This window comes from Mesorhizobium sp. BR1-1-2 (assembly GCF_020165435.1).
Lineage (GTDB): Bacteria > Pseudomonadota > Alphaproteobacteria > Rhizobiales > Rhizobiaceae > Mesorhizobium.
Genome location: NZ_JAIUID010000016.1, coordinates 24,323 through 50,665 on the forward strand (window position 1 = coordinate 24,323; position 26,343 = coordinate 50,665).

Here is a 26,343-nt window from a genome sequence, read left to right on the forward strand (position 1 = left end):
GTATCGCAGCAGGATTCGTCTTGACCGTCATGCGCTCAGGCCCCCGAACAAGGTCGGCATGTCGAGCGGCCGGAAGCCGTAATGCGACAGCCAGCGCACATCGGCATCGAAGAAGGCGCGCAGGTCCGGCATGCCGTATTTCAGCATGGCGATGCGGTCGATGCCCATGCCCCAGGCAAAGCCCTGGTACTCGTCCGGATCGAGCCCACCGGCCCTCAGCACGTTGGGGTGCACCATGCCGCAGCCGAGGATCTCCATCCAGTCGGAGCCTTCGCCGAAGCGCACCTCGCCGGGCCGCGAGCGGTCGCATTGGATATCGACCTCGAGGCTTGGCTCGGTGAACGGGAAGAAGGACGGCCGGAAGCGCATTTTGACCGACGGCACCTCGAAGAAGGCCTTGCAGAACTCTTCCAGCACCCATTTCATGTTGGCGACGTTGGCCGATTTGTCGATCACCAGCCCTTCGACCTGATGGAACATCGGCGAGTGGGTGGCGTCGGAATCCTGCCGATAGGTCTTGCCCGGAATGACGATGCGGATCGGCGGCTTCTGCTTCTCCATGGTGCGGATCTGCACCGGCGAGGTGTGGGTACGCAACAGCTTGCGCTCGCCCTTCTCGTCCGGCTGGAAGAAGAAGGTGTCGTGCATCTCGCGCGCCGGATGGCCTTCCGGGAAATTCAACGCGGTGAAATTGTAATAGTCGGTCTCGATGTCGGGGCCTTCGGCGATCGCGAAGCCGAGATCGCCGAAGATCGCCGCGATTTCGTCGATGACCTGGCTGATCGGATGGATGCGGCCGCGCTCGGCCGGCGACTGCCGCACCGGCAGTGTCACGTCGACCTTTTCGGCGGCGAGCCGCGCGGTGATGGCGATATCCCTGAGTTCCGCCTTGCGCGCGGTGAGCGCCTCGGTGACACGGTTCTTGAGGCCGTTGATGGCGGGGCCTTTGACCTGGCGCTCCTCGGCGCTCATCGAGCCGAGCGTCTTCAGCATTTCCGAGATCGATCCCTTCTTGCCCAGCGCCGCGACGCGCACGGCTTCTATCGCGGCCTCATCAGCAGCCGACGCTATGTCGGCGAGCAGCGAAGCTTCCAGGGTTTCAAGATTTCCAGCGGTGGCGTTCACGGCGAAACTCTCTCGATCGGGCAACCCACCATCACCGGGCGTGTCACCAATTTGGTTACATCAGGCATAAGAAAAGCCCGCGCCAGCCGTGCCAGCGCGGGTTCCCCAAATCAGAATTTCGAATGCTTGGGAAGCGCTGGTCCTAGGCGACAGCGCTTTCAAAAGCGTTCGGGGTGGTGTTCTTGAGATACTCAAGAGCAACCTTGGCCTTGGCGACGAGCGCGGCGAAAGCCTGCGGCTCGTGGATGGCCATATCCGACAGGATCTTACGATCGATCTCGATGCCAGCCTTGTTGAGGCCGTCGATGAAACGGCCATAGGTCAGGCCGTGCTCGTGGGTCGCGGCGTTGATGCGCTGGATCCACAGGGCGCGGAACGAGCGCTTGCGGTTCTTGCGGTCGCGGTAAGCGTATTGCAGCGACTTTTCCACCGCCTGCTTGGCGATGCGGATGGTGTTCTTGCGGCGGCCGTAGAAGCCTTTCGCGGCTTTCAGGACCTTCTTGTGCTTGGCGTGCGAGGTGACGCCTCTTTTTACGCGTGCCATGTCATGATCTCCTTAAAAGCAATTCCAGGAAAAGTGCCTTGCGGTTTTCCGTTCGGAATTGCGTAAAACAAATTCGTGTTCGGCCGAATGCTCAGAGGCCGTTCGGCAGAAAATTCTTGATGACCTTCTTGCCATCCGGTTCAGCCAGAACCATCGTGCCGCGGGCATTTCGAATGAACTTGTTGGAACGCTTGATCATGCCGTGACGCTTGCCGGCCGCAGCCGACAGGACTTTACCCGTACCGGTGATCTTGAACCGCTTCTTGGCGGCCGATTTGGTCTTCATCTTGGGCATTTTGCTACTCCGTTTCTATGAGGTCCCTGTCGTGCCTGCGGCACTTCACGCCTCTTGTTTTGTTCGCTTCGGGCCGACCAAAGCCCGAAAAGCAAATGAAACCGCCACGGCATGCCCTGCCGGGCGGTTTTCTTGGAACGGCGGTCCTATACGTCAAAGCAGGCGGCTGCGCAACACCCCCCGCACCACACCCCCGCGCCGCGCTTTACCGACGCCGGGATGCGTCGCTCGGTCCTCGATCAGGGGAGCGTAAACAACACCGGCAGCATACCCGACTGCTGAGCGCCGTCGATCAGTTCGAAGGCTGGCAGCGCGATGAGGAACACCAGGCCGTCGAGAAGTGTGGTCAACAGCAGACGCGGCTTGAAGCTGCCGGTGTCGCCCTCCTGGTAGAGGGAAAGCTTCGGGAAAAAGCGCGGCACTCTTGCCAGATAGGCCTGAAAGGGCGCGCCGAGCGCTTCCTTGAGGAATTTCTCCTCGCGCAGGATGACGATATGGAAGGCGCCCGCACACAGGACAGCAAACAGAATGATGCCGGAAAACGAGCCGATCTGCGCGCCGACGCCGGCCGCGGCCACGGTCGAGAACACATAGAGCGGGTTGCGGGTGATCGAATAGGGCCCGCCCGTCACAACTTCGGAAGATTTGCGCCCACCTATGTAGAGTGTTGACCAAAGGCGCCCGACGATGCCCAGGAAAATCAGCAGCACGCCGAACATCTCGATCGTTTCATGCATCGCCGTGTCGGGCGGGAAGGTCGATTGCCCGAACAGCAGGGCTGCGAACAGCACCACCACGAGCACGGCAAGCACCAGCCTGCGGGTGCGCTGGTAGCTACCCAGCCCGTATTTGAGTTTTTTGTCCAAGGGAGGAATCCGATCGTCGAAGAGCTTTGCCGGCGATCGCAGCTTTGAGCCAAGAAATAAGGCGTCCCGCCGATCGCCGGGACGCCCTGTAGCACAATTCAGGCGGATTTAGAGCGCGATGTCCGAGCCTGACGTCATCGTGATCTAGCGCGGCGCCAGCACCATCATCATCTGGCGGCCTTCGAGCTTCGGCTCCGCTTCCACCTTGGCGATGGTAGCCACTTCCTCGCGCACCTTGTTCAGAAGCTGCATGCCGAGTTCCATATGCGCCATCTCGCGGCCGCGGAAGCGCAATGTCAGCTTGACCTTGTCGCCTTCCTCGAAGAAGCGGCGCACCGCCTTCATCTTGGTCTCATAGTCATGGCTGTCGATGTTGGGGCGCATCTTGATCTCCTTGATCTCGATGACCTTCTGGTTCTTGCGCGCCTCGGCCGCCTTCTTCTGGTTGGCGTATTTCAACTTGCCGAGATCGAGGATTTTTACGACGGGCGGCTGCGCGTTGGGCGATATCTCGACGAGATCGAGCCCTGCCTCTTCGGCGAGCAGCAATGCGTCGTTGATGGAAACATCGCCACGGTTCTGGCCTTCGGCGTCGATAAGCTGGACCCGGGGAACCCGGATGTCACGATTGGAGCGCGGCCCATCCTTGGTCGGCGCCGCTGCTTTGAAAGGTCTGCGAATGGTCGTGGTCTCCTTGGCCGTTTCGTTCTGGATTTGCAGGTCTTGATATGTGGACGCGCCAATGTGGGGAGCGCGCGGGCGGAGTCAATAGCACAGCATCGACAGAAAATCACCTGATCGCTGCCTGCACCAAACAAAGAAAGATCGCGAGCACTTTTCGCCACGCCACAGGCTGTGTCACAAGACCCTGCGCCGAACGACGGCGCGAGGAAAAAAGCCATGACTGCCCCTGTCTTTCTGGATGTCGACGGATCGAACATCGCGGTGCGCCATATAGCGGGTGCGACGCCTGGCGTCGTCTGGCTCGGCGGCTACAAGTCGGACATGCTGGGCACGAAGGCTGAAACGCTATCGGATTGGGCGGCAAAAGAAGGCCGCGCCTTCCTTCGTCACGACTATTCCGGCCATGGCGAATCCGGCGGCGCCTTTGCCGACGGCACGATCTCGAAATGGCTTTCGCAAAGCCTGGCCGTGTTCCGGCATTTCGCCAGCGGCAGCCAGATCCTGGTCGGCTCGTCGATGGGCGCCTGGATCGCGCTGCGCATGGCGCAGGAACTGCGCAAAGCAGGCGACGCAAGCGTCGTCGGTCTGGTGCTTCTGGCGCCGGCGCCGGATTTTACCGCGGAACTGGTCGAACCGGCGCTGACCAAGGCGCAGAAGCGCGACCTTGCCAAAAAAGGCTTCTTCGAGGAGCCGTCGGACTATTCCACCGAGCCCTACATCTACACGCGCGCCCTGATCGACGATGGGCGCGACAACCTGGTCATGACCGGCCCGCTCGACACGCATTGCCCCGTCCACATCGTGCAGGGCCTGGCCGATCGAGACGTGCCGTCGAGCCATGCGCTGAAGCTGGTCAGCCTGCTGCCGGCCGACGATGTTACGCTGTCGCTGATCCCCGACGGCGACCACCGGCTGTCGCGGCCGCAGGATCTCGACATGCTGGTGCGGGCGGTCGGCGACATGGCCGGGCGAGGCAGGTGACGATGCGCCTTTCCATCCCGATCTCAGCCTTTGTCGCGGCCATCGTCGGCTTCGGCGGTACGCTGGCCATCGTCATTGCCGCCGCCCACGCGGTCGAGGCGACGCAAATTCAGACGGCGAGCTGGGTGACCACCATCTGCCTGGCCATGGCCATCGAAAGCCTGTGGCTGTCCTGGCGAACGAAAATGCCCGTCATCACCGCCTGGTCGACGCCGGGCCTGGCGCTGATGGCGGCGTCGAGCGGCTTTTCGATCGGCGAGGCCGTCGCCGCCTTCATCGTTACCGGCATTCTTTTGGTCGCCACCGGGCTGTTCCGGCCGCTGACGAAACTGATCTCGGGGATACCGCCCTCGGTCGCTTCAGGAATGCTGGCCGGCATTGTCGTCACCTTCGCGCTCAATGCGGTCAAAACTGTTCCCGCCGACCCCTGGCTGATCCTGCCGTTGATCGCCGCCTTCTTCGCCATCCGCCTGTTCAATCCGGCGCTGTCGGTGCTGGCAGTGCTGGTCGGCGGCGGGCTCGCCGCGTTTCTCACCGGCCGCGTCGGCGGCTTGCCCACTCCTGAACTGTCCTCACTCACTGTGATTGCGCCTGTGTTCACCGCCAAGGCGATAATCGGCCTGGCAGTGCCGCTCTACCTGGTCACCATGGCTTCGCAGAACCTGTCGGGCCTCGCCGTGCTGCGCGCCGCCGGCTACCATCCGGAACCCGGTCCGCTGATCGGCATCACCGGCCTGTTTTCGCTGCTTTCGGCGCCGTTCGGCGGCTCGACCACCAATCTGGCGGCAATTTCGGCGGCTATCTGCACCGGGCCCGATGTTCATCCCGATCCCGCCGAGCGCTGGAAGACCGGGCCGTTCTATGCGCTTGCCTACCTGATCTTCGCGATTTTCGGCGCTTCTCTGGTGGCGATCTTCGCCGTCCTGCCGCAGAGCCTGATCGTGCTGGTTGCGGGTCTTGCGCTGATGGCCTCGCTGGCCAACGCGCTGGCGATCGCGCTCAAGGACGAAAGCGAGCGCATGGCCGCCACCGTCACTTTCGTCGTCACCGCTTCGGGGCTGACCTTGTTCGGCGTCGGCGCCGCCTTCTGGGGACTAATTGCTGGGCTGGTCGTGCTTTTCCTCGATATGCTCAAAAAGCGATAATCATTTCAGCAGCTTGTCCGGTTTTAGCCGACATTGTCTTGAATCGCCGTTTTTGCCTTCCCATTTCGATTCCACGCAGCCGGTCCTGGCTGTCTCCAACCGAAGGAATGGGAGAAAATGAACACATCTGCATTGATCCGCCCGGCCTGGACGCCGGCAACCATCGCGTTGATGGTGATCGGCTTCATGGTGTTCTGGCCGCTCGGCTTCGCCATGCTCGCCTACATCATCTGGGGCGACCGGCTCGAGGGCTTCAAGCGTGACGTCAACCGCGCGACCGACGGCATCTTCGCCGGCTGCCGCCGCGGTTCCGACAAAGCCGCGCGCTGGGGCCACGGCTCCGCCCGCACCGGCAACGTCGCGTTCGACGACTGGCGCGAAAAGGAGCTTGAGCGCCTGGCAGAGGAACGCCGCAAGCTCGACGAGATGCTGACCGAGTTCGACGACTACGCCCGCGAATTGCGTCGCGCCAAGGATCAGGACGAGTTCGATCGCTTCATGGCCAACCGCAACAAGTCGACCGCGCCGGCGAAATCCGGCCCAAGCACCGGCACGGCCCCCACCAAGCGCGGCAAGGGCTCGAACCTGCTTGACGACTAAAGCCCGGCGCATGCCTCCGAAAACCGGAACCGATTTTCGGCAAGGGTCACGCGCCACTTTTAAGTGCTACACTGTCGCTTGTGCGTCCCACAGGACGCGTGGCGCGGTAGGGCAGATCTGATTGTAAAAAAAACGGCGCCGCGCGAGCGGCGCCGTTGCTTTTTTGTTCTATTCGTTTTTCTCGAATCGCGTATCGTCCGGCCATGACCCTCGGATTCTTCCGCAATCTGACGAAGCCCAAGCCTGTCGTGGAGCGCGAATATTGCGTCGCCGGCCGCACGCTGCCGCTCAAGATCGTCGAGAGCGACAGGGCGCGCCGTCTGACGCTGCGCATCGATTCCGGCGGCCAGGGCCTGCGTATCACCGTGCCGCCGGGCCTGCGCCGCGGCGAGGTGGAGCGGTTCCTCGACCGTCATCAGGACTGGCTGGAGCAGCGGCTGGCCAAGGTGCCGACGCGGCCGCAGGTACGGCCCGGCATCAAGATCCCCATACGCGGCGTGCCGCACCGTATCGTGCATGAGCCGTCAAGGCGCGGCACCGTCACCGTGTCGCGCGACGAACGCGGCCCGCTGCTGATCGTGCATGGCGAGCGCATCCACCTGCCGCGCCGCATCGCCGATTTTTTAAAGCGCGAGGCCAAGAAGGAGATCGAGAAGCTGGTGGCCAGGCACACCGAGGCGCTTGGCAAGCGCGCCAAGGCGATCCGCTACAAGGACACGTCCAGCCGCTGGGGCTCGTGCACTTCCGAAGGCAATTTGTCCTTTTCCTGGCGCATCATGATGGCGCCGCCGCCCGTCATCAACTACCTCGTCGCGCATGAAGTAGCGCATCTGAAAGAGATGAACCACGGCCCCAAATTCTGGAAATTGTGCGAAAAGCTCTGCCCCGACACCGATCGCTGCAAGGACTGGCTGAAGCGCAATGGCGGCGCCCTGCAGGCGATTGTGTTTGAATAGAATAACGCGTCGCTCAGAGGCGGCCGTCAATCAAATGGCTAGGTAGCGTTCCTTCGCGCCCCCCGCTGCCCTGCCGGGCATCTACCAGGGCGCAAATCGCTCAATCGTCATTCGCCGCATTCAATTCCTCCGGCCGCAGCCCCTCTTCGGCGTGATGTGGCCAGGGCAAAAAATTCCGGTCGAATGCGTCGCCGCCGAAATAATCGAGCGCCCGATGCGCCTCGGCGCCGTTGAAGGCGGCCTTGTCCATCAGATGCGCAATCACTTCGCGCGCCTGCGCGATCTTCTGCCTGAGTTCGGCAACGGTTCTGTCGGCCATGATGTTCTCCCGCCTTGCATGCTTCCCATGGATAGGTAGCGCCGTTGGCCTTGCCGGCAAACAGCATGCTTTTTCTCGACTCTGCCTCGATTTCATGCCAATTCCCGCGCCATGGCACTCGACATCAAGATCTGCGGCTTGAAGACCGACCAGGCAATGGCCGCGGCGCTGGCCGGCGGCGCCAGCAATGTCGGCTTCATTTTCTTTGCTAAGAGCCCGCGTTACGTCGAACCGGCTGAAGCCGGGCGGCTGCGCGAAGCCGCCCGCGGCAAGGCTTTGGCGGTTGCCGTTACCGTCGACGCCAATGACGCCTTCCTGGACGAGATCATCGACCGCATGCGCCCGGACATGCTGCAGCTCCATGGTTCGGAAACGCCAGAGCGCGTGGCCGAGCTGAAAGCTCGCTATGGCCTGCCGGTCATGAAGGCGCTGCCGCTCAGCAAAGCCGCCGATCTCGAGCGCATCAAACCGTTTGTCGGGGTCGCGGACCGGTTCCTGTTCGACGCCAAGCCGCCGAAGGGGTCCGAACTGCCGGGCGGCAATGGCGTTGCGTTCGACTGGCGCATCCTGGCCGGTCTTGACGCCGGGCTCGATTACATGCTTTCCGGTGGGCTCAACGCCGCCAATATCGGCGATGCCCTTCGGCTTGCCAGCCCGCCCGGAATTGATATTTCCTCCGGCGTGGAAAGCGCGCCGGGCGTCAAGGATCCAGCGCTGATCGAGCAGTTTTTCCGGGCCCTCAAGGCAGCGCGAGACGACCGCGCCGCCTGACCGGCTCAAACCCGAGCATGTCCCGGAAAGTGGAAACCGGTTTTCGACAAGACATGCTCAACTAAAATCGAGATGCCAGGAGATCGGCGATGAACAAGCCGGCGACACCCAATTCCTTCCGCACGGGACCCGACGAACAGGGCATGTTCGGCATTTTCGGCGGTCGTTTCGTTGCCGAAACGCTGATGCCGCTGATCCTCGACCTCGAACGGCACTGGAACGAGGTCAAGAACGATCCGGATTTCAGGGCTGAGCTCACCGATCTTTCGACCCATTATGCTGGACGGCCGTCGAAGCTTTATTTCGCCGAGGGCCTGACGAAACATCTTCGTGAGGTTTCCTCGGCAAAGGGCCTCGGGGGCGGCGCAAAGGTTTATTTCAAGCGCGAGGACCTGAACCATACCGGTTCGCACAAGATCAACAATTGCCTCGGCCAGATCCTGCTGGCCAAGCGCATGGGCAAGACGCGCATCATCGCCGAGACCGGAGCCGGCCAGCACGGCGTGGCGTCGGCCACCGTCGCTGCCCGTTTCGGCTTTCCCTGCGTCGTCTATATGGGTGCCACCGACGTTGCCCGCCAAAGCCCCAACGTGTTCCGCATGAAGCTGCTCGGCGCCGAAGTGCGGCCGGTGACCGCCGGCCACGGCACGCTGAAGGACGCCATGAACGAAGCCCTTCGTGATTGGGTGACCAATGTCGAGGACACTTATTACCTGATCGGCACCGCGGCCGGCCCGCACCCCTATCCGGAGCTGGTGCGGGACTTCCAGTCGGTGATCGGTTCGGAGGCGCGCGCGCAGATCCTCGAGCAGGAGGGCCGGCTGCCCGACACCATCATTGCCGCCGTCGGCGGCGGTTCCAATGCTATCGGCCTGTTCCATCCGTTCCTCGACGACAAGGATGTCCGCATCATCGGCATCGAGGCTGGCGGGCGTGGCCTCGACGGCGTCGAACACTGCGCCTCGATGAATGCCGGCGCGCCGGGCGTGCTGCACGGCAACCGCACCTATCTCCTGCAAAATGCCGACGGCCAGATCATGGACGGCCATTCGATCTCGGCCGGCCTGGACTATCCCGGCGTCGGGCCGGAGCATTCCTGGCTGCGCGATTCTGGCCGCGTCGAATACGTGCCGATCCTCGACGACGAGGCGCTGGAGGCCTTCAAGCTGACCACGCGCGTCGAAGGCATCATCCCGGCGCTCGAATCGGCGCACGCCATCGCCCATGCGGTGAAGATCGTGCCCGCCATGGACAAGGACCAGATCGTCATCGTCAACCTGTCCGGCCGCGGCGACAAGGACGTGCATACGGTGGCTTCGATGCTGGGCATGGAGATCTAGGCCCGTTGGACAGTTCGACTTGGGAGTTGATTATGAGCAAAATTCGTCCAAAGGGCCAGACATGACCACCCGCATCGACCGCCGCATGGCGAAGCTCAGGAACGAAGGCCGCCCAGCGCTCGTCACCTATTTCATGGGCGGCGACCCGGACTATCAGACGTCGCTGTCGATCATGAAGGCGCTGCCAACGGCCGGCGCGGACATTATCGAACTCGGCATGCCGTTCTCCGATCCGATGGCCGATGGCCCGGCGATCCAGGCCGCGGGCTTGCGGGCGCTGAAAGGCGGCCAGACGCTGGTCAAGACGCTGAAGATGGCGGCTGACTTCCGCACCGGCGACAATGAGACGCCGATCGTTCTGATGGGCTATTACAACCCGATCTACATCTACGGCGTCGACCGCTTTCTCAAGGACGCATTGGCCAGCGGCATCGACGGGCTGATCGTTGTCGACCTGCCGCCTGAGATGGACGAGGAGCTGTGCATCCCGGCGCTGAAAGCCGGCATCAACTTCATCCGGCTGGCAACGCCGACCACCGACGACAAGCGCCTGCCCAAGGTGCTGCAGAACACGTCCGGCTTCGTCTATTACGTGTCCATGACCGGCATCACCGGTTCCGCGCTGGCCGACACCGGCAAGGTGGCCGCGGCGGTCAAGCGCATCAAGGGCCATACCGATTTGCCGGTCTGCGTCGGCTTCGGCGTCAAGACCGCCGAACAGGCGCGCGTCATCGGCGCCAATGCCGACGGCGTCGTCGTCGGCACCGCGATCGTCAATGCGGTCGCCAATGTGCTGGGGCCGAAGGGCGAAAAGACCGCCGACCCGGCCGAGGCCGTCGCCACGCTGGTCAGCGGCCTTGCACAGGGCGTGCGCTCGGCCCGCCTTGCTGCCGCCGAATAGTTTTCCTACCTCAGGTCTTGTGCACGTCGCCATCCCGGGCGGCATGCCCTGGATCGGTTTGGCGTTTCACGGAAACGCCGAACCGCTCTATCTTGTTGTTTTACCGCAATTCCGGACGGAAAACCGGTTCACACTTTTCCTGGAATTGCTCTAACTCTTCGTCAGGACAGGAGCCGAAGCGATGAACTGGATCACCAACTACGTTCGCCCGAAGATCAATTCGATGCTCGGCCGGCGCACCGACATGCCCGAGAACCTGTGGATCAAGGATCCCGAGACCGGGGAGATGGTGTTCCACAAGGATCTGGAATCCAACCAGTTCGTCATCCCGTCTTCGGGCCATCACATGAAGATCTCGGCCAAGGAGCGGCTGAAATACTTCCTCGACGACGGCAAATATGAGCAGCTCGAAAATCCCAAGGTCATGCTGGACCCGCTGAAGTTCCGTGACGAGAAGCGCTACACCGACCGGTTGAAGGACGCCAAGGCCAAGACCGGCCTGGAAGATGCCATCGTCAACGCGCTGGGCACCGTGGAAGGCCTGCCGGTGGTGGTGACGGTGCAGGATTTCGCCTTCATGGGCGGTTCGCTCGGCATGGCCGCGGGCGACGCCATCGTTCATGCCTTCGAGGTGGCCGTGCAGCGCAAGCGGCCGCTGATCCTGTTTGCCGCTTCCGGCGGCGCGCGCATGCAGGAAGGCATCCTGTCGCTCATGCAATTGCCGCGCACCACGGTCGGCGTCGACCGGCTGAAGGAGGCCGGCCTTCCCTACATCGTCGTGCTGACCAATCCGACCACCGGCGGCGTCACTGCCTCCTACGCCATGCTGGGCGACGTGCACATCGCCGAGCCAGGCGCGCTGATCGGCTTCGCCGGACCGCGGGTCATCGAGCAGACCATCCGGGAAAAACTGCCGGATGGCTTCCAGCGCTCCGAATATCTGATGGAGCACGGCATGGTCGACATGGTGGTGTCGCGACTGGAGATGCGCCAGACCATCGCGCGGCTCTTGAAGATGCTGCTCAAGATGCCGGAAGAGCACAAGCCCCTGGAACCGGAAATCCTGCCGCCGGCGGTGGTCGCCACGGAAGCACGGCCGCAGGCCTGACGCGACACTCTTTGCCGCGAACCGCGATTGCGCGCGATCCATCGCGCGCTTAGGACTCTTACATGACCACGCTTGCCGCCGACCGTGAAATCGAAGCGCTGATGGCGCTTCACCCGAAAGGCTTCGATCTTTCGCTCGACCGCATTTCACGGCTGCTGGAGCGGCTGGGCAATCCTCAGGACTTGCTGCCGCCGGTGATCCATATCGCCGGCACCAACGGCAAGGGCTCCTGCGCCGCCTTCTCGCGGGCGCTTCTGGAAGCGTCCGGCCGGCTCGTGCACGTGCACACCTCGCCGCATCTGGTCAGCTGGCACGAGCGCTACCGGCTGGCGGCTGATGGCGGCGGCAGGCTGGTCGAGGACGATATCTTCGCCGAGGCTATCGCCCGCGTCGCCAAGGCCAATGGCGGCGAGAAGATCACCGTTTTCGAGATCCTCACCGCCGTCACCTTCATCCTGTTTTCGGAGCATCCGGCCGACGCCGCCATCATCGAGGTCGGGCTCGGCGGCCGCTTCGACGCCACCAATGTCATCGCCAGGCCGGCTGTCTCGGTGATCATGCCGGTGTCGATGGACCACGAAGCCTATCTCGGCGACCGCGTCGAACTGATCGCCGCCGAGAAGGCCGGCATCATCAAGCGCGGCTGCCCGGTGGTCATCGGGGCGCAGGAAACCGAGGCGGCGCAGCAGGTGCTGATCGAAACCGCCGAGCGGCTTGGCTGCCCGACCCTGGTCTATGGACAGGATTTCCTCGCCTTCGAGGAGAACGGCCGCATGGTCTATCAGGACGATGACGGCTTGATGGATCTGCCGCCGCCGCGGCTGCCCGGGCGCCACCAGTTCGCCAATGCGGCCGCCGCGATCGCCGCCGTCAAGGCAGCCGGCTTCGAGATCAGCCACCGTGCCGCCGAGAAGGCGATGACCACTGTCGCCTGGCCGGGGCGGATGCAGAAGCTGTCGCAAGGCAGGCTGACGGAACTGGCGCCCAAGGGCGCCGACATCTGGCTCGACGGCGGCCACAATCCGGGCGCCGGCGTGGTCGTCGCCGAGGCGCTCGCCGAACAGGAAGAGAAGAACCCCAGGCCGCTTTTTCTCATCTCCGGCATGATCAACACCAAGGACCAGAGCGGCTATTTCCGCGCCTTCAATGGCCTCGCCCGGCACGTCTATACGGTGCCGGTGAGCCTAAGCGACGCCAGCGTGCCGAACGACGAACTGGCAGCCCGCGCCACGGAGGCCGGGCTGACGGCCGAGCCGGTGAGTTCCGTCGCCAGCGCGCTGATGTTGCTGCGCGACACCTGGGACGGCCCGCCGCCGCGCATCCTGATCGGCGGCTCGCTCTATCTGGCTGGAGCGGTGTTGGCGGAGAACGGCACGCCGCCGACGTGACATACCGATAATCAGAAATCTATCCTACCCGGCGCCGGAAGCGATCTCGGCTTGGGCGTCATGGCACAACATACCAAAAACGCTTCGCGTGAATTCGTTTCAACGCTGGAGCAGTTCACCGTTTCATGGAAACGGCGAACCGCTCTATCTCTTTGTTTTTGCGCAACTCCCAAAGGGAAAGCGCTACGCGCGTTTCCGGGAAAACCGTACACACTTTTCCAGGAATTGCTCTAGAAATCCCACGGTGAGATCAGGTCGAGGTTGGCGGCGCCAAAGTCGTTGAGGTTGCGCGTCGCCAGCCGACCACCATTCACACGCACGATCGCGGCGATCATGCCATCGGGAGCCGACATTCCACGGCCTAGGCGGCTGGCGGTTCCCATGATCTCCCCGTAAGCTAGCGCAGCCTCTTCCGTCAGCCCAAAAATCCGGTCGGCGAAACGACGGCGCCATTGAGAAAGTCCCTCCTCTAGGCGGTCCGCACGCTCATCAGGTCGGATTTTTTGGATGCCGAAGGCAATTTCAGCAATCGTCACCGTGGGAAGGGCCAATTCAGCATCGTTGCGGACAAGCCAGGCCAGAACGGCTTCGTCCGGTGCCTTCTTGAATGTCTCCGAAATCACGTTGGTGTCGACGAAAATCAAAGCTCGGGTCCAGGATGAACCAGGCGTCCGTCGCGGATGACTTCCTCCAGATCAATATCGGCGCCACAACTGGCCGTAATGCGGGCATAGAACGTGGAGGCAGGCTCGCGTCCCGCCTCACGGATCTCGTACGATTCAAGCGCCCGTTCCACCACATCCGCTATCGAACGATTTTCGCGACGAGCAAGTCGATGAGCCAGGTCGCGTGCCTTTGCGCTACGGACTGAGAGCTGGGGTTCGGCCATTTCAAACTCCTTGTTGAAAGACATGTATCCCGGCTTGCATCTGCCATCAAGATGGCAATTGATGGCTCGCCACACTCGCCATGAATTTCCGCTGCCGTATTCGAGGCGAACGCCGCTATTTCAGCTCGATCTCGATGAAGGCATATTCGCCTTCATTGGCGCTGATGACATCGTGCTCGACGCCTTCCCTGCGGAAATAGGGCGCGCCTTTCTTCATTTCGGCGAAGGATTCGCCGTCCTTGGTCAGAAGCTTCACCTTGCCGTCCATCAACGGCACGACCACATAGTCGTGGCCATGGCGATGCCAGCCGGTGTTGTCGCCCGGCTGAAAGCGGTATTCCGTGACAATAACGCGCTCATTGTCGATGAAGACGGTGGCCTTGGCGGATCCGGTCATTTTTTCTCTCCCTGCTTCTGCTGTCAGCAGAAAACATGGAGGCTCCGCATGTCAGGGCCAGAACGGGCGACCGATGACGCCAACAAAAAGCCCGGCGCGATTGGCCGGGCTTGATATCGGGAATTTCGAATGGATCAGGCGAGATTACCGTTGATCCAGTGCGACAGCGCGGTCTTGGGCGCGGCGCCAACCTTCACATCGGCTCTTTCGCCGCCCTTGAAGATCATCAGCGTCGGGATCGAGCGCACGCCGAATTCCGCTGCGAGTTCGGGATTCTCGTCGATGTTGAGCTTGGCGATCTTCACCTTGCTGCCGAGTTCATTGGCGATGTCTTCCAGCGCCGGCGCGATCATCTTGCAGGGACCGCACCATTCCGCCCAGAAATCCACCACGACCGGCTCCTTGGCGTCGAGCACAGCGGTCTGGAAATTGTTCTTGTCGACCTTGACGGTAGCCATGCGGAAATCCTTTCGAAATTTTTCGTCGCACCAAATGTGGTGGTTGCCGCGCCCTTCTTCAAGCAGTTCTTGTGTCACGCTCGCGTGAGTCGGGCAAGTGCGTCATCCATGGCCCGAGCCGGCAGCTCGATCAGCCGTGGCGCCTCCGTGAACAGCAAGGCCGCCGTGACTTCGCGGCCGGGATAGAGCGGCCGCAGCAAGGCACGATAGAGCGCGAGCTGCAGCAGATAGGCGGGCGGAACCTCTCCCAGCGAAGCGGGCGCCGGCCGGTTGGTCTTGTAGTCGACGATGGATACGCGGTCCGGCGTCACCGCCAACCTGTCGATCTTGCCGGAAATCGAGCGTTTCGTGCCCTTGACGTCGAGGCTGCCCATGACCGCCACTTCGGCGCGCGAAGAGGGCCCGAAAAGCGGCGCGAAGCGCTGATCGGCAAGGATCGCCATCACCGAGGCGACGGCCTTTTCGCGCTCTCCACCCGGCCATTGCGCGCCGGCGCGGGCGAGATAAATTTCGGCCGCGCCCTGGCGTTCGTCCTGCGCCACGCCGGGCAGCATCTGCAGCAGCTTGTGCAGGGCCAGCCCGCGCATGACGGCGAAGCCGGGATCGGCGTTGCCATCCAGCACCGGCGAGCCGGTGTCGATGACGCTTTCCTTGCCCTCGTCGATCAGGGCCGAGGCTCCGGATGGCGACAGCGGGCGCGGCAGGTCCTCGTATGGCGGCAGCGACCTGAACAAGATTTCGGGCGGCGGCCCGAAGTCCCGCGTCTGCCTGGTCTCGCTTTCGGCGACCAGCGCAAAGGGCGGCAGCCCGGTCACCTGGAAGCGATGCACTGAAACGCCGCCGGCCGGGTGCGGATACTCGGCGCTCTCCGGCGCCCCGACCAGGGCACGGCTGACGAGCGAATGCCAGGTGCCTGTGTTCGGCGCGCGCTTGCCGTGATAGCCGCAGACGATCAGCCTGTCCTCGGCCCGGGTCATGCCGACATAGAGCAGCCGCCGGTACTCGTCATCGGCGAGATCGCGCGCCCTGGCCGCGGCAGCCTTCGAAATGCCGTTGGCGACGTCGCTGGCCGAGCGCCAGAGAAAGCCCTTGCCGCTCCAGTTCAGCCCCGAACCCTCGAACGGCATCAGGCGCGGCAGGTGCTGATCGCTGAACGGAGCCGAACCGCCATCGACCAGGAAGACGACAGGCGCTTCGAGCCCCTTGGCTGCATGCACGGTCATGACGCGGACCTCGTCGCGGGTCTGGTCCATCTCGCGCTTGATTTCGGGGCCCGCGCTCTCCAGCGTCGACAGGAAGGCTTCCAGTCCGGGCAAGCCGGTCCGCTCCTCGGCAAGGCAGAAACTCAGGAATTCGTCAAGAATGTCGCCCGCTTCCGGCCCGAGCCGTGCGATCATCTTCCTGCGCACGCCACCGTGCGCCAGCAGGCCGGCATAGAATTCGAACACCGGCTTGAAGGCGGCCTCGTTGGCCCAGATGTCTAGTTGAGCGGCGACCGCCGCGAGCGCTTCGCTTTGGCTGGCATGCTGGCGCAGGGATGCGGCCAGCGACAGGCCGGACGGTCTCTGCGCGGCCAGTGTGAAAAGCGTCTCTTCCGACAGATCGAAGATCGGACTCCGCAGCACGGCGGCGAGCGACAGATCGTCCTGCGGCTGGATCAGGAAATGGCCGAGCGCGATCAGGTCCTTGACCGCGATGTGGCCGGGCAGGCTCAAGCGGTCGGCGCCGGCCACCGGAATGTCGCGACGCTTCAAGGCACGCGTCAGCGCATGGACGAAGCGATCGCGCTTGCGCACCAGCACCAGCACGTCGCCAGGGCGCAGCCTCTTGCCGCGACCTTCGATGACCTCGCCATTGCCGATCCAGCCGGCAATGGTGGCGGCGACGTTTTCGGCAACCCGAACCGCCGGCGCGCGGGCATGGTCGACTGCCTGCGTCCAGTCGTCCGGCTCGTCGACGACATCGGCGCCGATGGATGGCCAGACCTCGACATAGCCCGGCGCATCGGTGCGTATCGCCTTGTGGCTCAGCGGGTCGGGGTCATGGCTGATGCCGCGCCGCACGACCGGATCGGCGAAGACACGGTCGACGGCGGCCAGAACATCGTCGGTCGAGCGGAACGACCAGGTGAGCTTCAGGTCGGCGAAGGGCGCATCGGCGTCGCGCACCTTGGCCGCAAACAGGAGCCTGCTGTCGGCGAAGGAATCCGGTGCCGCGCCCTGGAAGGAATAGATCGACTGTTTTTCGTCGCCGACGGCGAAGATCGTCCGATGCGCGTTGTCGCGGGCGCCGATGCCGGCGAAGAATTCCTCGGCCAGCCGCTTCACCACCTCCCATTGGTCGGGGCTGGTGTCCTGCGCCTCGTCGAGCAGGATGTGGTCGATGCCCTGGTCGAGCTTGTATTGCACCCACGGGCCGGCATCGGGCCTGGCCAGGAGACTGACGGTGCGGGTGATCAGGTCGTTGAAGTCGAGGAACCCGCGGCCACGCTTCAGCTGCTCGTAGCGGGCGATCAGCCAGTCGGCCAGCGTCAGCGCGGCGCGCGTCCCCTCCAGCATCCGGAACAGGGCGAGCCGGTCGACCGTCTCGACGATTGCGGCGGTCGCCGAGAGATAGCGCTCCGCCAGGTCCGGCAGCCGGTCGAGCAGCGCCTTTTTGAAGGCCTTGGCCGGGTCGTAGACGTCGCCGTCGGCCTTCAGGAAAGCCCGCGAAAGCAGTTGCAGGCGGCGCACGGGATCGCTTTCCGCGAAAGCCAGGCGCGCATGAGGCAAGATGTTGTTGAGCACCGTCCTGGCGTCGGCGGTTTCCGCCGCCTGGGCGAAGCCGGCAAAATAATCCGGCAGGAAGCCGGGCAGAGGCCAGAGAGAGGCCGCTATGCCTTCGGCGGTCTGGCCGGGGCGGAATTGGAATTCGTCGAACAGCTTCTGGAAGTTCGGGCCGCCTCGATCGACTTCGCCGATGAAGGCGCCCAGTTCGTCACGCTTGCGGACGATCTCGGCGAGCAGGGCGTCGAGCCCTGCCTCGCCACCGCGCTCGAGCACGGCGGCGAAGGCATCGGCGAGGTCCGGCCGATCCGCCGCGCTGCCCGAAATCATCTCACGGCGCGCGGCGGCGAACAACGAGGCCTCCATCTGCGGGTCGAGCATCTCGAAATGCGCGGGGATGTTGGCTTCCAGCGGGAACTGGTGCAGCACCGATTCGCAGAAGGCATGGATGGTCTGGATCTTCAGCCCGCCGGGCGTTTCCAGCGCCTCGGCAAACAGGCGGCGGGCGCGGCGCATGGTTTCGCGGTCGGGCCGGCGGCCATCGAGCGCCTCGACCCTCACCGCCAGTTCGGCATCGCCGAGCGCGGTCCATTCCGACAGGGTCGAGAACACCCGGTTCGACATGTTGGCGGCGGCGGCACGCGTATAGGTCAGGCACAGTATCTTCGACGGATCGGTGCCGCGAAGCAGGAGCCGGATGACGCGCTGGGCCAGCACATGGGTCTTGCCGGACCCGGCATTGGCCGACACCCAGGCGGAATTCCTCGGATCCGAGGCGCTGGCCTGCCTGGAGGCGGTTTCGCCGGGGATGGGGTAGGCTTTCTTCATGCCTCCCCTCCCTCCTCATCCGCATCGCCGCCCGCCGACCATTCGAGCACGCGGGCGAGATGGTCGTAGTCGCCGTCGGTCTCGCCTTCGCGGAACGGCAGTGCCCGCGACAGATAGCCGGCCGCCGGATCGGCATAGTGGATGAGCAATTTCTCCAGCCGCGCCCAGGCCTCCTCGGCAAGGTCCGTGGCGGTGCGTGGCTGCCGGTTGTATTCGAGAATCGATTCCTCGAAAACCTCGCCATTCGGCTTCAGCCTGACGAAGGCCAATTGCGAGGGCTCGCGCGCGCCGAGTTCCTGGAAAGCACCGCGCCTGAGCAACGCGCCCTCCAGCGCCAGTTGCGGCGACAGCAGCGTGTGCGCCTGCGCCTTGGAAGGCGAGGAGCCGGTCTTGTAGTCCAATATGTCGGCCATGCCGCCATGGAGAAGATCGACCCGGTCGGCATAGCCCGACAGGGTGATCCCGGATTGGCCGACCATGGTCTTGCCCGCTCGCGCCTCGGCGTGGCGCCGGGCCACGGCCCCAGCGCGGCCGCGTTCCCATTCGATGATGCTGGCGGCGAGCTTTTCGAAACGCGGCCACCAGACCGCCTCTACATCGGCGGGAAGTGCTGCCTCGGCAAAGCAGGTCCGGCCGGCGGCGAGCAGGCCGGCCAGCGCATCGGGAGCACGCGGATCGGCCACGCTGCCCGAGAACAGATGCAGGATGGCATGGAACAGCGTGCCGCGCTCGGCCGCACCCGGGTCGCGGATGACCGGGTCGAGCGGCAGCAGGCCGAGGATGCGCCTGGCATAGATGGCGTAGGGATCGCGACGCAGCGTCTCGATCTCGGTGACCGAGAAATGAGTTGGACGCAGCGCGACCGGCGGCTTCGGCTGCGGGCGCGGCGCGAAGTCCCGCCGCGGGCTGGTATCGAGCGCGCGCGCCCAGGCGATGAGTTCCTCGCCACGTTCGGCAAGCCTGGCTGCCTGGCCCTTCCCGATATAAGTGAGAATGCGCTGCAGCCAGCGCGAAGGCACTGCCGGCGCGTCGCCGGCGCGTGCGGAGCGCGACAGCACCACCTTCGCCGCCCCCATGGCCATCTGGAAATCATGTGCGGCAAGGCCAATGCGCCGTTCGGGCGGCTCCAGGTCGATGCCGGTCTTCATCAGCCGCGACATGAAACGGTCGCTTTCGGGTTTGCGCGGCCACACGCCTTCGTTCATGCCGCCGATGACCAGCGTGTCGACATTCTGCAAGCGGGCTTCCAGCGCCCCCCAGATGGCAATGTTCCTGTCTGTGCCTTGCGCCGGCTTGACCGTCTCGGGCGCGACCAGCGCCGCCATGACGTCTGGCCATTCGTCGGCGGCAAACGACAGCGGCACCGACGCCGCGACCAGTCCACGCAACAGGTCGGCCAGTTTCTCGCCGGCATCGCCGGCATAAAGCGCGCCAAGTCCGCCATCGGCCGCACGGCCGAGATTTTCCAGCACCACGACGCTGGCCCCGACGAGCGCCACAAGACCGGCGTCGGCTTGACCCCGAAAGGCGGCAAGCGGCGCCACGGCTTCCACCAGCCGCCGCAGCAGATCGCGCGCGTCCTCGATAGCGCGCACGGTCAGCCGGGCAAACCAGAAAGGCCGCCTGCTGTCGCCGCCGAGGTCAACCAGGCGGGCTTCGAACAGGTCGGGCAGCGATGCGATGTCGGGACGGCCGGTGCCGCCGCGCAACGCCACCAGCTCGATCAATTCCGCCGCGTGGCGAACGCTCGTCCGGGCCAGGCCAAGGGCAAGCAGGGGATGCTTGAGCAGCGACAGCAGGCCGACCGGGTCACCGGGACGGAACACCGCCTGCAACGCCAGCCCAAGCAGGCCGGCGGCGGGCGTGTTGGAGAGCGGCACACCGCCGGAATCGTCGGCGACGACGCCGAAGCGCCCGAGTTCGACCGAGACGCGGCGCGCCAGCGCACGGTCACCGGTAACGAGGGCCGCTCTCTGGCCGGGCTGCTCGACCGCGCGCTTGAGCGCGACGGCGATCGCCACGGCTTCATCGCGTTCGCTGGCCGCTTCCAGCAGGCTCACGCCGGCGAACGCCTGCTCGATGTCGAAGACGGAAAAGCCGCTGCGCGTCTCGGCCCACAATTCGGTGGTCTCGGCCGGCCGCAGCGCTTCGCCGACGAGGGCGGCGCGAAGCGCGAGTTCATGTCCGGCCGCGCCGATCTCCTCGACATCGCCCCGCAGCACACCCATGGTGCCGATCAGCTTGGCGAGGCCGTATTGCGGATGGCCGAGCACGGCCGGACGTGCGCCCGGCGCCGTGATGGCCTGGAAGGACGGCTCATCCATCGTCCGGTCGAGGCCTGGCAGCACGATGGCTCCGCCCGCCAAGCGGGCAATGGCGGCCAGCAGCTCTGCCGTGGCAGGGATGGAGCCGGTGGAACCGGCGGCGATAACCGGCCCGGCGGGCGGATTCCGCCGCAACCGCGCCGCTTCCAGCCGGATCAGGGCGCTGCGATGCGCGGCCGGGTTGGAGAGGTTCCGTTCCCCGAGGAATTTCGGCCAGGCTTCGGTGACGATTCCGAGGAAATCGAGCGTGACCTGCCACCATCCCGCGAGATTGCCGCTCACCAGATCGGCGAGCCGCGTCCAGTCCGTGCCTTCCGTCTCGATCTCATCCATAAGCCGGGCGAGGTCGCGCGCCAGCCAGATCGCATCGGCGGCGGAGGCCGGAATGACGATCTCCTCGTCGAAAAGCGCCGCCACATGCGCCGGCAAGCGGCGTTTCCAGGCACGCACCAGCGGCGCCAGCAGCAACAGGCGTTCGGTTGCCGCGATCGGCGGTGCGAGGTCGATGGCCGCCGACGCTTCCGTCTCGAACGCGGCCTCGTCCTCGTCGAATTCGCCGAGCGGTCGGATGACCGGCAGAATCGCCGAACCGCCGCCGCCTCTCGCCGCGAGACTGTCGACGAAGACGCCGCGCAAGGCGCGCGCGGCGCGGCGCGTCGGCACATAGATGGTGACATCGGCCAAGGCGAGCGGGTCGCCATCGAAGCGAAAGCCCGGAACAAGACGCCCGGCCAGCATCGCCTCGGCAAGCGTCGGCAGAAACGGCGCACCGGGAGGAATGGAGAAAACGCGGCCCGGGCCGCTCATTGCGACTCGGCTAGCGCGTCGGCGACCGCCGCTTCCGCGCTCGCAATGGCGTCGGGGGTGCCGACGGTGATCCAATGGCCATGCATTGGCATGCCGAACAGCCGGCCGGCGGCGATCGCCTTGTCGAAGTAGGCGTTAAGCGAATGCGGTTCCGGCAGGGCACCCTTGAAGATGCGCGGATGGACGATCGCCGCCCCGGCATAGATCAGGCCCGCCGGATCGCCCTTGGAACGCCGCAGGATGCCGTCCGGCGCCACCAGGAAATCGGTGCTGCCGCAGTGTCCGGTCGCCTGATGGAGATCCGCCAGCATCAGCAGAATATCCATTCTCGCGGCGTCCCATGCAAGGGCGAGGCGATTGAGATTGAGCGTCCCGTGGTCGATCCAGAAGGTGTCGGCGTTGAGGACATAGAAGGGCTGTTCGCCGAGCTCCGGCAGCGCCTTGACGATGCCGCCGGCGGAATCGAGCAACCGCTCGCTCTCGTCCGAAATGACGATCCGTGGCGCATGGCGCGCACCGAGATGGGCGATGATCTGTTCGGGAAGGTAGTGCACGTTGACGACCGCCTTGTCGATGCCGGCCGCGGCGAGACTGTCGAGACCCCAGTCGAGCAGCGTCTTGCCGGCGATCCTGACCAGCGGCTTGGGGATCGTATCGGTGATCGGCCGCATGCGCTTGCCGAGCCCCGCGGCAAGCATGATCGCACTTTTGGGCACGATCGCAGTTTTGGGCTCGCGGTCCGGTATCGTTCTCACGGCGTTTGCTCCTCCAGCAGACCGTGGGCGGTATAGAACTCGCGAAGGCCGGCCAGGGCAGGATGAGACAGCGCCCGGCGCAGATAGTCGCGGATACGCGGCAGGTGCTTCAGATAATAGGGCTTCCCGTCGCGTTTTTCGAGCCGGACGAAGATGCCGAGGATCTTGGAATTGCGCTGCGTCGCCATGATCGCATAGGCCTCGAGGAACGCCGCCTCGTCAAATGGCCCGGCCGCGTGGCGGGCGGCGATATAGGCATCGAGCGTGCGTTTCTCGATGCCTGGCGGGATGGTGACGCGCGCGTCCATGGCCAGAGAGGCGACGTCGTAAGCGGCGGGGCCGATCAGCGCATCCTGGATATCGACGATGCCGAGCCGGTCATGGCCGGAGCGCTCAGCGCGCCAGATGATGTTCGGTGAATGAAAGTCACGCAGCATCAGCGTGTATTGGCTGTCCGCGAGGCGGTCGAGAACCGCGTTCCACTCCTTGTGGTAGCCGACGCGCAAGGCATCGCCCGCCGGAGCGCCCGTCAGCATCGGCACGTACCAATCGACCAGCAGGTCCGCCTCGATCAGCATGGCGTCGCGATCGAAGGGCGGCACATCGTGAAACACGCCGGGCGCGGCCTCCATCCGGTGGGGCCAGCTCTTGTCATGCATCATGGCGAGCAGTTCGGCCGCCGCTTCATAACGCCCGCCGACCGGCCTGCCATGCCCGTCCAGGAACCCTTCGGAACCCAGATGTTCGAGCAGCAGGAACCCCTGGTCGAGATCCTGCGCATGAATTTCGGGAACGCTGACCCCGGCGTGGAGCAGCGCGCGGTCGATGGCGGCGAAGGCGGAGACCGACTGGGCGGTGTGGGCGATGACGCCATAGGGCTTGCCGTCGCGTACCGGGGGACCCAGCACCAGCCGCGGCGAGTTCATCAGCACCCTCGGGGCATGGCCTGGAAGCGAGACAATTTCGTAGGAGCGGGCAGAGGCATCGCCGATGAAATGGCGGCGGCTGGCCTCGCCCCATCCAGCGCTTTCGAGGAAATCGCGCATGGCGAGCGAGCGCGCCACGCGATCGTAGGCAGCGCCCTGCCCGGACAGTCTCGCCAATCGGCCATCGCCATGCTGGACCAATTCGATCAGCACGGCGGTCCCAGGCAAATAACCCTCGGCCCGTTCCGGCCATTCGACGAGGGCCGCGCCTTGCGCCAACGCCTCGTCGAAGCCCAGTTCATCGAGCTCGGCTGCCGAGGACAGGCGGTAGAGGTCGAAATGATGGACCGGGATGCGCGTGTCGTAGCTTTGCACCAGGGTAAAGGTCGGGCTCGGCACGTCGAGGCCGGCATCGTCGGCCAACGCCCTGATCAGCGCCCGCGCCAGCGTCGATTTGCCGGCGCCGAGATCGCCCTTCAGCGCCAGGACATCGCCGGCGCGCAACGCCAGCGCCAGATCCTCACCCAGCCGCGCCGTCTGTGTTTCGTCGGCGAGTAAACGCTCGAGCATCAATGCGGCCATCGAGTGCGCTACTCGGCCGCGGCGCGGATGCCCGGCATGTCGGGAAAGGTGCAGATGACGGTCGTGCCCTTGTCCTTGCCGGTTTCGATGCGGACGCTGCCGCCATGCAGCTCAACGAAGCTCTTGACGATCGAGAGGCCGAGTCCGGCGCCGCGCCGACGGCCGCCATTGGCGCGCGGCTCGAAGCGGCGGAACACCGAATCAAGGACGTCGGGCGGCATGCCGGGTCCATCGTCGTGGACCGAGAATTCCACACCGTCCGCCAACTGACGGCAGGCGAGCCGGATGGCGCTGGCCTCCGGCGCGTAGTTGGCGGCGTTGCTGAGCAGGTTATAGAGGATCTGGCGGATGCGGATTTCGTCGCCGTGGAAGGTCTTCGGCGCCGCCGCGGCATCGACCTCGAGCCTGATTGAATGCTCTTCCAGCCGGTCGGCAACCAGCTCGGCGGCGGCGGCGATGGTGCGGTCGACATGGACCTCGGAAATTTCGAGCTGCATGATGCCGGCATCGACCGTGGCTAAGTCGAGTATGTCGTTGACGATGGTCAAAAGCACCGAAGACGACGAGCCGACATGCTCGACATATTCGCGCTGCTTCTGCGTCAGCGGACCCGTGGCCGGCAGCGACAGCAGTTCGGTGAATCCGATGATGTTGGTCAGCGGCGAGCGCAGTTCGTAGGACACGTGCTGGACGAATTCGTTCTTGAGCTGGTCGGATTTCTCCAGCGCCTCGTTCTTGTCCTTGAGCGCGCGTTCGACACGGACGCTGTCGGTGACGTCGACGAAGGTCATCATCACCTGCCCGTTGGGCAGGGGGATCACGGCGTAGCGCAGCACGGTGCCGCTGTTGAGCTCGGTCTGCCCGTGGCGGTCGCGGCGCTCGTCGTCGAAGCCGGTGATGGCTGCGACGAAGCCGCCCCACGGGCTGTCGATCGCTTGCCGGTCGCAAAGCTCACGGATTGCGGAAACATGGACATTGGGCCTGGCGGTTTCGGCGTCCAGGCCCCACAAAGTTGCAAATGCCGGGTTCGACAGGCGCAGCCTGCCGTCGGGGCCGAACACCGCCACGCCTTCGGCGAGGTTGTCGAGTGTCTCGCCCTGGACCCGCACCGCGGTGCGGTAGCGGCTTTCAAGGTCCATCTTCTCGGTCAGGTTCTCGAACACCCAAGTGACGCCGCCCTTGGGCTGCGGGTTGGCGACGACGCGGATGGTCTTGCCGTCGGGCAGGTGCCACCAATGCTCCTGCGATTCCACCGCGCGGTAGGCGCCGAGCAGGCCTTCCTTCCAGCGGCGCCACTCCGGCTGCTCGGCGATCTTGCCCTCGCTGCGCAGCCGATCCAGCAGCAAAGCGTTATCGGGCGCGCTGTGCAGGAAGCCTGCATCGAGGCCCCAGAGTTTCTGGAAAGCCTGGTTGAAGAAGCGCAGCTTCTCGTCGGTGTCGAAGATCGCGACCGCCGTGTTGAGCTGGTCGAGCGTGTCGGCGTGGCTGCGCACGGTGCGCTCATATTCGCTGCGGATGGTTTCGATGGCGCTGGTGTCGCAGGCAAGCCCGGCCGAACCGTCGGCGCCGGCGAAATCGGTCACCGCGAAAACGCGACGGTCGCCTTCGATCACCGTGGAAAGCGTCTGTTCGAAGACCGGATGGGACTTGTGCTGGGCAGCGATCGCTTCGCGCGCCTGGCCGCCGAGGAATTCCTTGGCGTCGCGGACAGCCATCTCCGCGCTTTCGGCCTCGACCGCTTTGGCGTAGGCCCGGTTCACCCATCTCAGGCGGCCGTCCTCGCCGCGCAGCCATGCCGGCATCTTCAGCGCCTCGAGCAGGCCGATCATCGTATCGTGGTCGGCGGCCAGCCGCTGGTTCTCGATCTTCAGCCGGGCCTGGCTGCGTTGCGTCTCGGAAAGGGAAACGAACCGCACCAGCACATGCGCCGCACTCTTGCGGCCATGCACTTCCAGCGGAGCGCCGGTCTGCGTTTCGATGACGAGGTCGAAGGACACGGCCTTTTCGCGCAGCCCCGCGACAGCATGCTCGAGTGCCGCCGCCGAGCGCGGCATCAGCCAACGGCCGAAGGCAAGGAAGGCGGCCCGTTCCTCGGGCGCGCCGCTTTCGACCGGCAGCGTGCCGATGATCTCGGGTTTCTTGTTCTCCGAGGCCCAGACGACGACACGCTGGTCGCGCAGATTGAGCAGCGCCTCCGAACGGCGCAGCGCCGCGTTGATGTCCGCGATGCGGCTCCTGAGCTCGACGTTTTCGGCCGAAGTGCGCGCTCTCTCCCGGATCAGAACGATGGCCGACAGGAATGCCGCTCCCATCACTCCGACAAAGACGGCAAGCTGCACGACCTCGACCGTGCTCACCGACAGGCTGGCGGCCTCCGCACCAGCAGCCCGGGCGTGGGCCGCCGTGCCGGCCAAAGGCCAGCCAAGTGCGGAGCCGGCAAGGAACAGCCCGGCGCGCGCGCGCAATGAAAGGCGCTCGCCTCGCGTGGCGGTGCCGGTAATCCTCGAATCGTCATGGCCGCCGGAAACGGCCCGTCCCGCGTGAAGCGGGTTATCCCCCGGCATGTCTTGGTCCTCTTCGCCGCCTGAA

24 protein-coding genes are annotated in these 26,343 nt (G+C 64.6%); 9 read left to right on the plus strand and 15 right to left on the minus strand.

Annotated features, from left to right (window positions below):
• Positions 1–27 precede the first annotated feature (27 nt).
• From pheS to infC, 5 genes are all read right to left on the minus strand, one after another.
• Positions 28–1,125: a phenylalanine--tRNA ligase subunit alpha gene (gene pheS / locus LB551_RS25330; protein WP_140550406.1), complete on the minus strand. Its 1,098-nt coding sequence runs from the start codon at positions 1,123–1,125 to the stop codon at positions 28–30.
• A 142-nt stretch (positions 1,126–1,267) separates the two neighbouring features.
• Complete coding sequence (rplT, locus tag LB551_RS25335; protein ID WP_006201247.1) at positions 1,268–1,669, minus strand: 50S ribosomal protein L20; 402 nt, start codon at positions 1,667–1,669, stop codon at positions 1,268–1,270.
• Between the two features lie 91 nt (positions 1,670–1,760).
• The gene (gene rpmI, locus LB551_RS25340; protein ID WP_006201248.1) at positions 1,761–1,964 is read right to left on the minus strand and encodes a 50S ribosomal protein L35; all 204 of its coding nucleotides are present in this window, start codon (positions 1,962–1,964) and stop codon (positions 1,761–1,763) included.
• A gap of 239 nt (positions 1,965–2,203) precedes the next feature.
• Positions 2,204–2,830, minus strand: coding sequence for a methyltransferase family protein (locus LB551_RS25345; protein WP_224660902.1), 627 nt, complete (start codon positions 2,828–2,830; stop codon positions 2,204–2,206).
• A gap of 144 nt (positions 2,831–2,974) precedes the next feature.
• Positions 2,975–3,511, minus strand: a complete 537-nt coding sequence (infC, locus tag LB551_RS25350; protein WP_140491142.1) for a translation initiation factor IF-3 — start codon at positions 3,509–3,511, stop codon at positions 2,975–2,977.
• A gap of 219 nt (positions 3,512–3,730) precedes the next feature.
• Between infC and LB551_RS25355 the strand changes: the two genes are divergently transcribed.
• From LB551_RS25355 to LB551_RS25370, 4 genes are all read left to right on the plus strand, one after another.
• Entirely contained in the window at positions 3,731–4,495 is a 765-nt protein-coding gene (locus LB551_RS25355; protein ID WP_224660903.1) for an alpha/beta hydrolase, read from the plus strand.
• Between the two features lie 2 nt (positions 4,496–4,497).
• Positions 4,498–5,640 (plus strand): benzoate/H(+) symporter BenE family transporter, encoded by a 1,143-nt coding sequence (locus LB551_RS25360; RefSeq protein ID WP_224660904.1) that lies wholly within the window; start codon positions 4,498–4,500, stop codon positions 5,638–5,640.
• 117 nt (positions 5,641–5,757) lie between these two features.
• A complete protein-coding gene (locus tag LB551_RS25365) occupies positions 5,758–6,240 on the plus strand; it encodes a DUF2852 domain-containing protein (RefSeq protein WP_224660905.1) in 483 nt (160 codons plus the stop codon).
• Positions 6,241–6,443: 203 nt separating this feature from the next.
• The gene (locus LB551_RS25370; RefSeq protein ID WP_140643796.1) at positions 6,444–7,196 is read left to right on the plus strand and encodes a M48 family metallopeptidase; all 753 of its coding nucleotides are present in this window, start codon (positions 6,444–6,446) and stop codon (positions 7,194–7,196) included.
• A 100-nt stretch (positions 7,197–7,296) separates the two neighbouring features.
• On the opposite strand, the gene LB551_RS25375 is transcribed toward LB551_RS25370, so the two are convergent.
• A complete protein-coding gene (locus tag LB551_RS25375; protein ID WP_224660906.1) occupies positions 7,297–7,515 on the minus strand; it encodes a hypothetical protein in 219 nt (72 codons plus the stop codon).
• Between the two features lie 111 nt (positions 7,516–7,626).
• Here LB551_RS25375 and LB551_RS25380 point away from each other — a divergent pair, with 111 nt between their 5' ends.
• The 5 genes from LB551_RS25380 to LB551_RS25400 all read left to right on the plus strand — a co-directional run bounded on the left by LB551_RS25380 (position 7,627) and on the right by LB551_RS25400 (position 13,023).
• Complete coding sequence (locus tag LB551_RS25380; protein WP_224660907.1) at positions 7,627–8,286, plus strand: phosphoribosylanthranilate isomerase; 660 nt, start codon at positions 7,627–7,629, stop codon at positions 8,284–8,286.
• 89 nt (positions 8,287–8,375) lie between these two features.
• Positions 8,376–9,626, plus strand: coding sequence for a tryptophan synthase subunit beta (gene trpB / locus LB551_RS25385; protein ID WP_140550414.1), 1,251 nt, complete (start codon positions 8,376–8,378; stop codon positions 9,624–9,626).
• Positions 9,627–9,687: 61 nt separating this feature from the next.
• Positions 9,688–10,527: a tryptophan synthase subunit alpha gene (gene trpA, locus LB551_RS25390; protein WP_140550415.1), complete on the plus strand. Its 840-nt coding sequence runs from the start codon at positions 9,688–9,690 to the stop codon at positions 10,525–10,527.
• 181 nt (positions 10,528–10,708) lie between these two features.
• A complete protein-coding gene (gene accD / locus LB551_RS25395; protein ID WP_140643805.1) occupies positions 10,709–11,635 on the plus strand; it encodes an acetyl-CoA carboxylase, carboxyltransferase subunit beta in 927 nt (308 codons plus the stop codon).
• Between the two features lie 62 nt (positions 11,636–11,697).
• On the plus strand, positions 11,698–13,023 hold the full coding sequence (locus LB551_RS25400) for a bifunctional folylpolyglutamate synthase/dihydrofolate synthase (protein WP_140550417.1): 1,326 nt from the start codon (positions 11,698–11,700) through the stop codon (positions 13,021–13,023).
• Positions 13,024–13,253: 230 nt separating this feature from the next.
• Here LB551_RS25400 and LB551_RS25405 read toward each other — a convergent pair whose 3' ends face one another.
• The 9 genes from LB551_RS25405 to LB551_RS25445 form a co-directional block, all read right to left on the minus strand.
• Entirely contained in the window at positions 13,254–13,667 is a 414-nt protein-coding gene (locus tag LB551_RS25405; RefSeq protein ID WP_224660908.1) for a type II toxin-antitoxin system VapC family toxin, read from the minus strand.
• Positions 13,664–13,912 (minus strand): type II toxin-antitoxin system VapB family antitoxin, encoded by a 249-nt coding sequence (locus LB551_RS25410; RefSeq protein WP_140550420.1) that lies wholly within the window; start codon positions 13,910–13,912, stop codon positions 13,664–13,666. Before LB551_RS25410 ends, LB551_RS25405 begins: the two co-directional genes overlap by 4 nt.
• 115 nt (positions 13,913–14,027) lie before the next feature.
• Positions 14,028–14,309, minus strand: coding sequence for a cupin domain-containing protein (locus LB551_RS25415; RefSeq protein ID WP_140524093.1), 282 nt, complete (start codon positions 14,307–14,309; stop codon positions 14,028–14,030).
• Positions 14,310–14,443: 134 nt separating this feature from the next.
• Complete coding sequence (trxA, locus tag LB551_RS25420) at positions 14,444–14,803, minus strand: thioredoxin (protein ID WP_404928036.1); 360 nt, start codon at positions 14,801–14,803, stop codon at positions 14,444–14,446.
• A 38-nt stretch (positions 14,804–14,841) separates the two neighbouring features.
• Positions 14,842–18,360, minus strand: a complete 3,519-nt coding sequence (addA, locus tag LB551_RS25425; protein ID WP_224660909.1) for a double-strand break repair helicase AddA — start codon at positions 18,358–18,360, stop codon at positions 14,842–14,844.
• Positions 18,357–21,491, minus strand: a complete 3,135-nt coding sequence (gene addB, locus LB551_RS25430) for a double-strand break repair protein AddB (RefSeq protein WP_224660910.1) — start codon at positions 21,489–21,491, stop codon at positions 18,357–18,359. Before addB ends, addA begins: the two co-directional genes overlap by 4 nt.
• On the minus strand, positions 21,488–22,189 hold the full coding sequence (locus LB551_RS25435; protein ID WP_224660964.1) for a nucleotidyltransferase family protein: 702 nt from the start codon (positions 22,187–22,189) through the stop codon (positions 21,488–21,490). Before LB551_RS25435 ends, addB begins: the two co-directional genes overlap by 4 nt.
• A gap of 53 nt (positions 22,190–22,242) precedes the next feature.
• Complete coding sequence (tsaE, locus tag LB551_RS25440) at positions 22,243–23,754, minus strand: tRNA (adenosine(37)-N6)-threonylcarbamoyltransferase complex ATPase subunit type 1 TsaE (RefSeq protein WP_224660911.1); 1,512 nt, start codon at positions 23,752–23,754, stop codon at positions 22,243–22,245.
• Between the two features lie 8 nt (positions 23,755–23,762).
• Positions 23,763–26,318: a sensor histidine kinase gene (locus LB551_RS25445; RefSeq protein WP_224660912.1), complete on the minus strand. Its 2,556-nt coding sequence runs from the start codon at positions 26,316–26,318 to the stop codon at positions 23,763–23,765.
• Positions 26,319–26,343 lie beyond the last annotated feature (25 nt).

Excerpts from the sequence above, each read along its gene's own strand:
- LB551_RS25360 (WP_224660904.1), top strand. The coding sequence starts at position 4,498 with ATGCGCCTTTCCATCCCGATCTCAGCCTTTGTCGCGGCCATCGTCGGC.
- rplT (WP_006201247.1), bottom strand. The coding sequence starts at position 1,669 with ATGGCACGCGTAAAAAGAGGCGTCACCTCGCACGCCAAGCACAAGAAG.
- LB551_RS25445 (WP_224660912.1), bottom strand. The coding sequence starts at position 26,318 with ATGCCGGGGGATAACCCGCTTCACGCGGGACGGGCCGTTTCCGGCGGC.
- tsaE (WP_224660911.1), bottom strand. The coding sequence starts at position 23,754 with ATGGCCGCATTGATGCTCGAGCGTTTACTCGCCGACGAAACACAGACG.
- LB551_RS25410 (WP_140550420.1), bottom strand. The coding sequence starts at position 13,912 with ATGGCCGAACCCCAGCTCTCAGTCCGTAGCGCAAAGGCACGCGACCTG.
- LB551_RS25365 (WP_224660905.1), top strand. The coding sequence starts at position 5,758 with ATGAACACATCTGCATTGATCCGCCCGGCCTGGACGCCGGCAACCATC.
- addB (WP_224660910.1), bottom strand. The coding sequence starts at position 21,491 with ATGAGCGGCCCGGGCCGCGTTTTCTCCATTCCTCCCGGTGCGCCGTTT.
- LB551_RS25435 (WP_224660964.1), bottom strand. The coding sequence starts at position 22,189 with ATGCTTGCCGCGGGGCTCGGCAAGCGCATGCGGCCGATCACCGATACG.
- accD (WP_140643805.1), top strand. The coding sequence starts at position 10,709 with ATGAACTGGATCACCAACTACGTTCGCCCGAAGATCAATTCGATGCTC.
- LB551_RS25375 (WP_224660906.1), bottom strand. The coding sequence starts at position 7,515 with ATGGCCGACAGAACCGTTGCCGAACTCAGGCAGAAGATCGCGCAGGCG.
- LB551_RS25380 (WP_224660907.1), top strand. The coding sequence starts at position 7,627 with ATGGCACTCGACATCAAGATCTGCGGCTTGAAGACCGACCAGGCAATG.
- LB551_RS25370 (WP_140643796.1), top strand. The coding sequence starts at position 6,444 with ATGACCCTCGGATTCTTCCGCAATCTGACGAAGCCCAAGCCTGTCGTG.
- LB551_RS25400 (WP_140550417.1), top strand. The coding sequence starts at position 11,698 with ATGACCACGCTTGCCGCCGACCGTGAAATCGAAGCGCTGATGGCGCTT.
- LB551_RS25415 (WP_140524093.1), bottom strand. The coding sequence starts at position 14,309 with ATGACCGGATCCGCCAAGGCCACCGTCTTCATCGACAATGAGCGCGTT.
- addA (WP_224660909.1), bottom strand. The coding sequence starts at position 18,360 with ATGAAGAAAGCCTACCCCATCCCCGGCGAAACCGCCTCCAGGCAGGCC.
- rpmI (WP_006201248.1), bottom strand. The coding sequence starts at position 1,964 with ATGCCCAAGATGAAGACCAAATCGGCCGCCAAGAAGCGGTTCAAGATC.
- trpA (WP_140550415.1), top strand. The coding sequence starts at position 9,688 with ATGACCACCCGCATCGACCGCCGCATGGCGAAGCTCAGGAACGAAGGC.
- trpB (WP_140550414.1), top strand. The coding sequence starts at position 8,376 with ATGAACAAGCCGGCGACACCCAATTCCTTCCGCACGGGACCCGACGAA.
- LB551_RS25355 (WP_224660903.1), top strand. The coding sequence starts at position 3,731 with ATGACTGCCCCTGTCTTTCTGGATGTCGACGGATCGAACATCGCGGTG.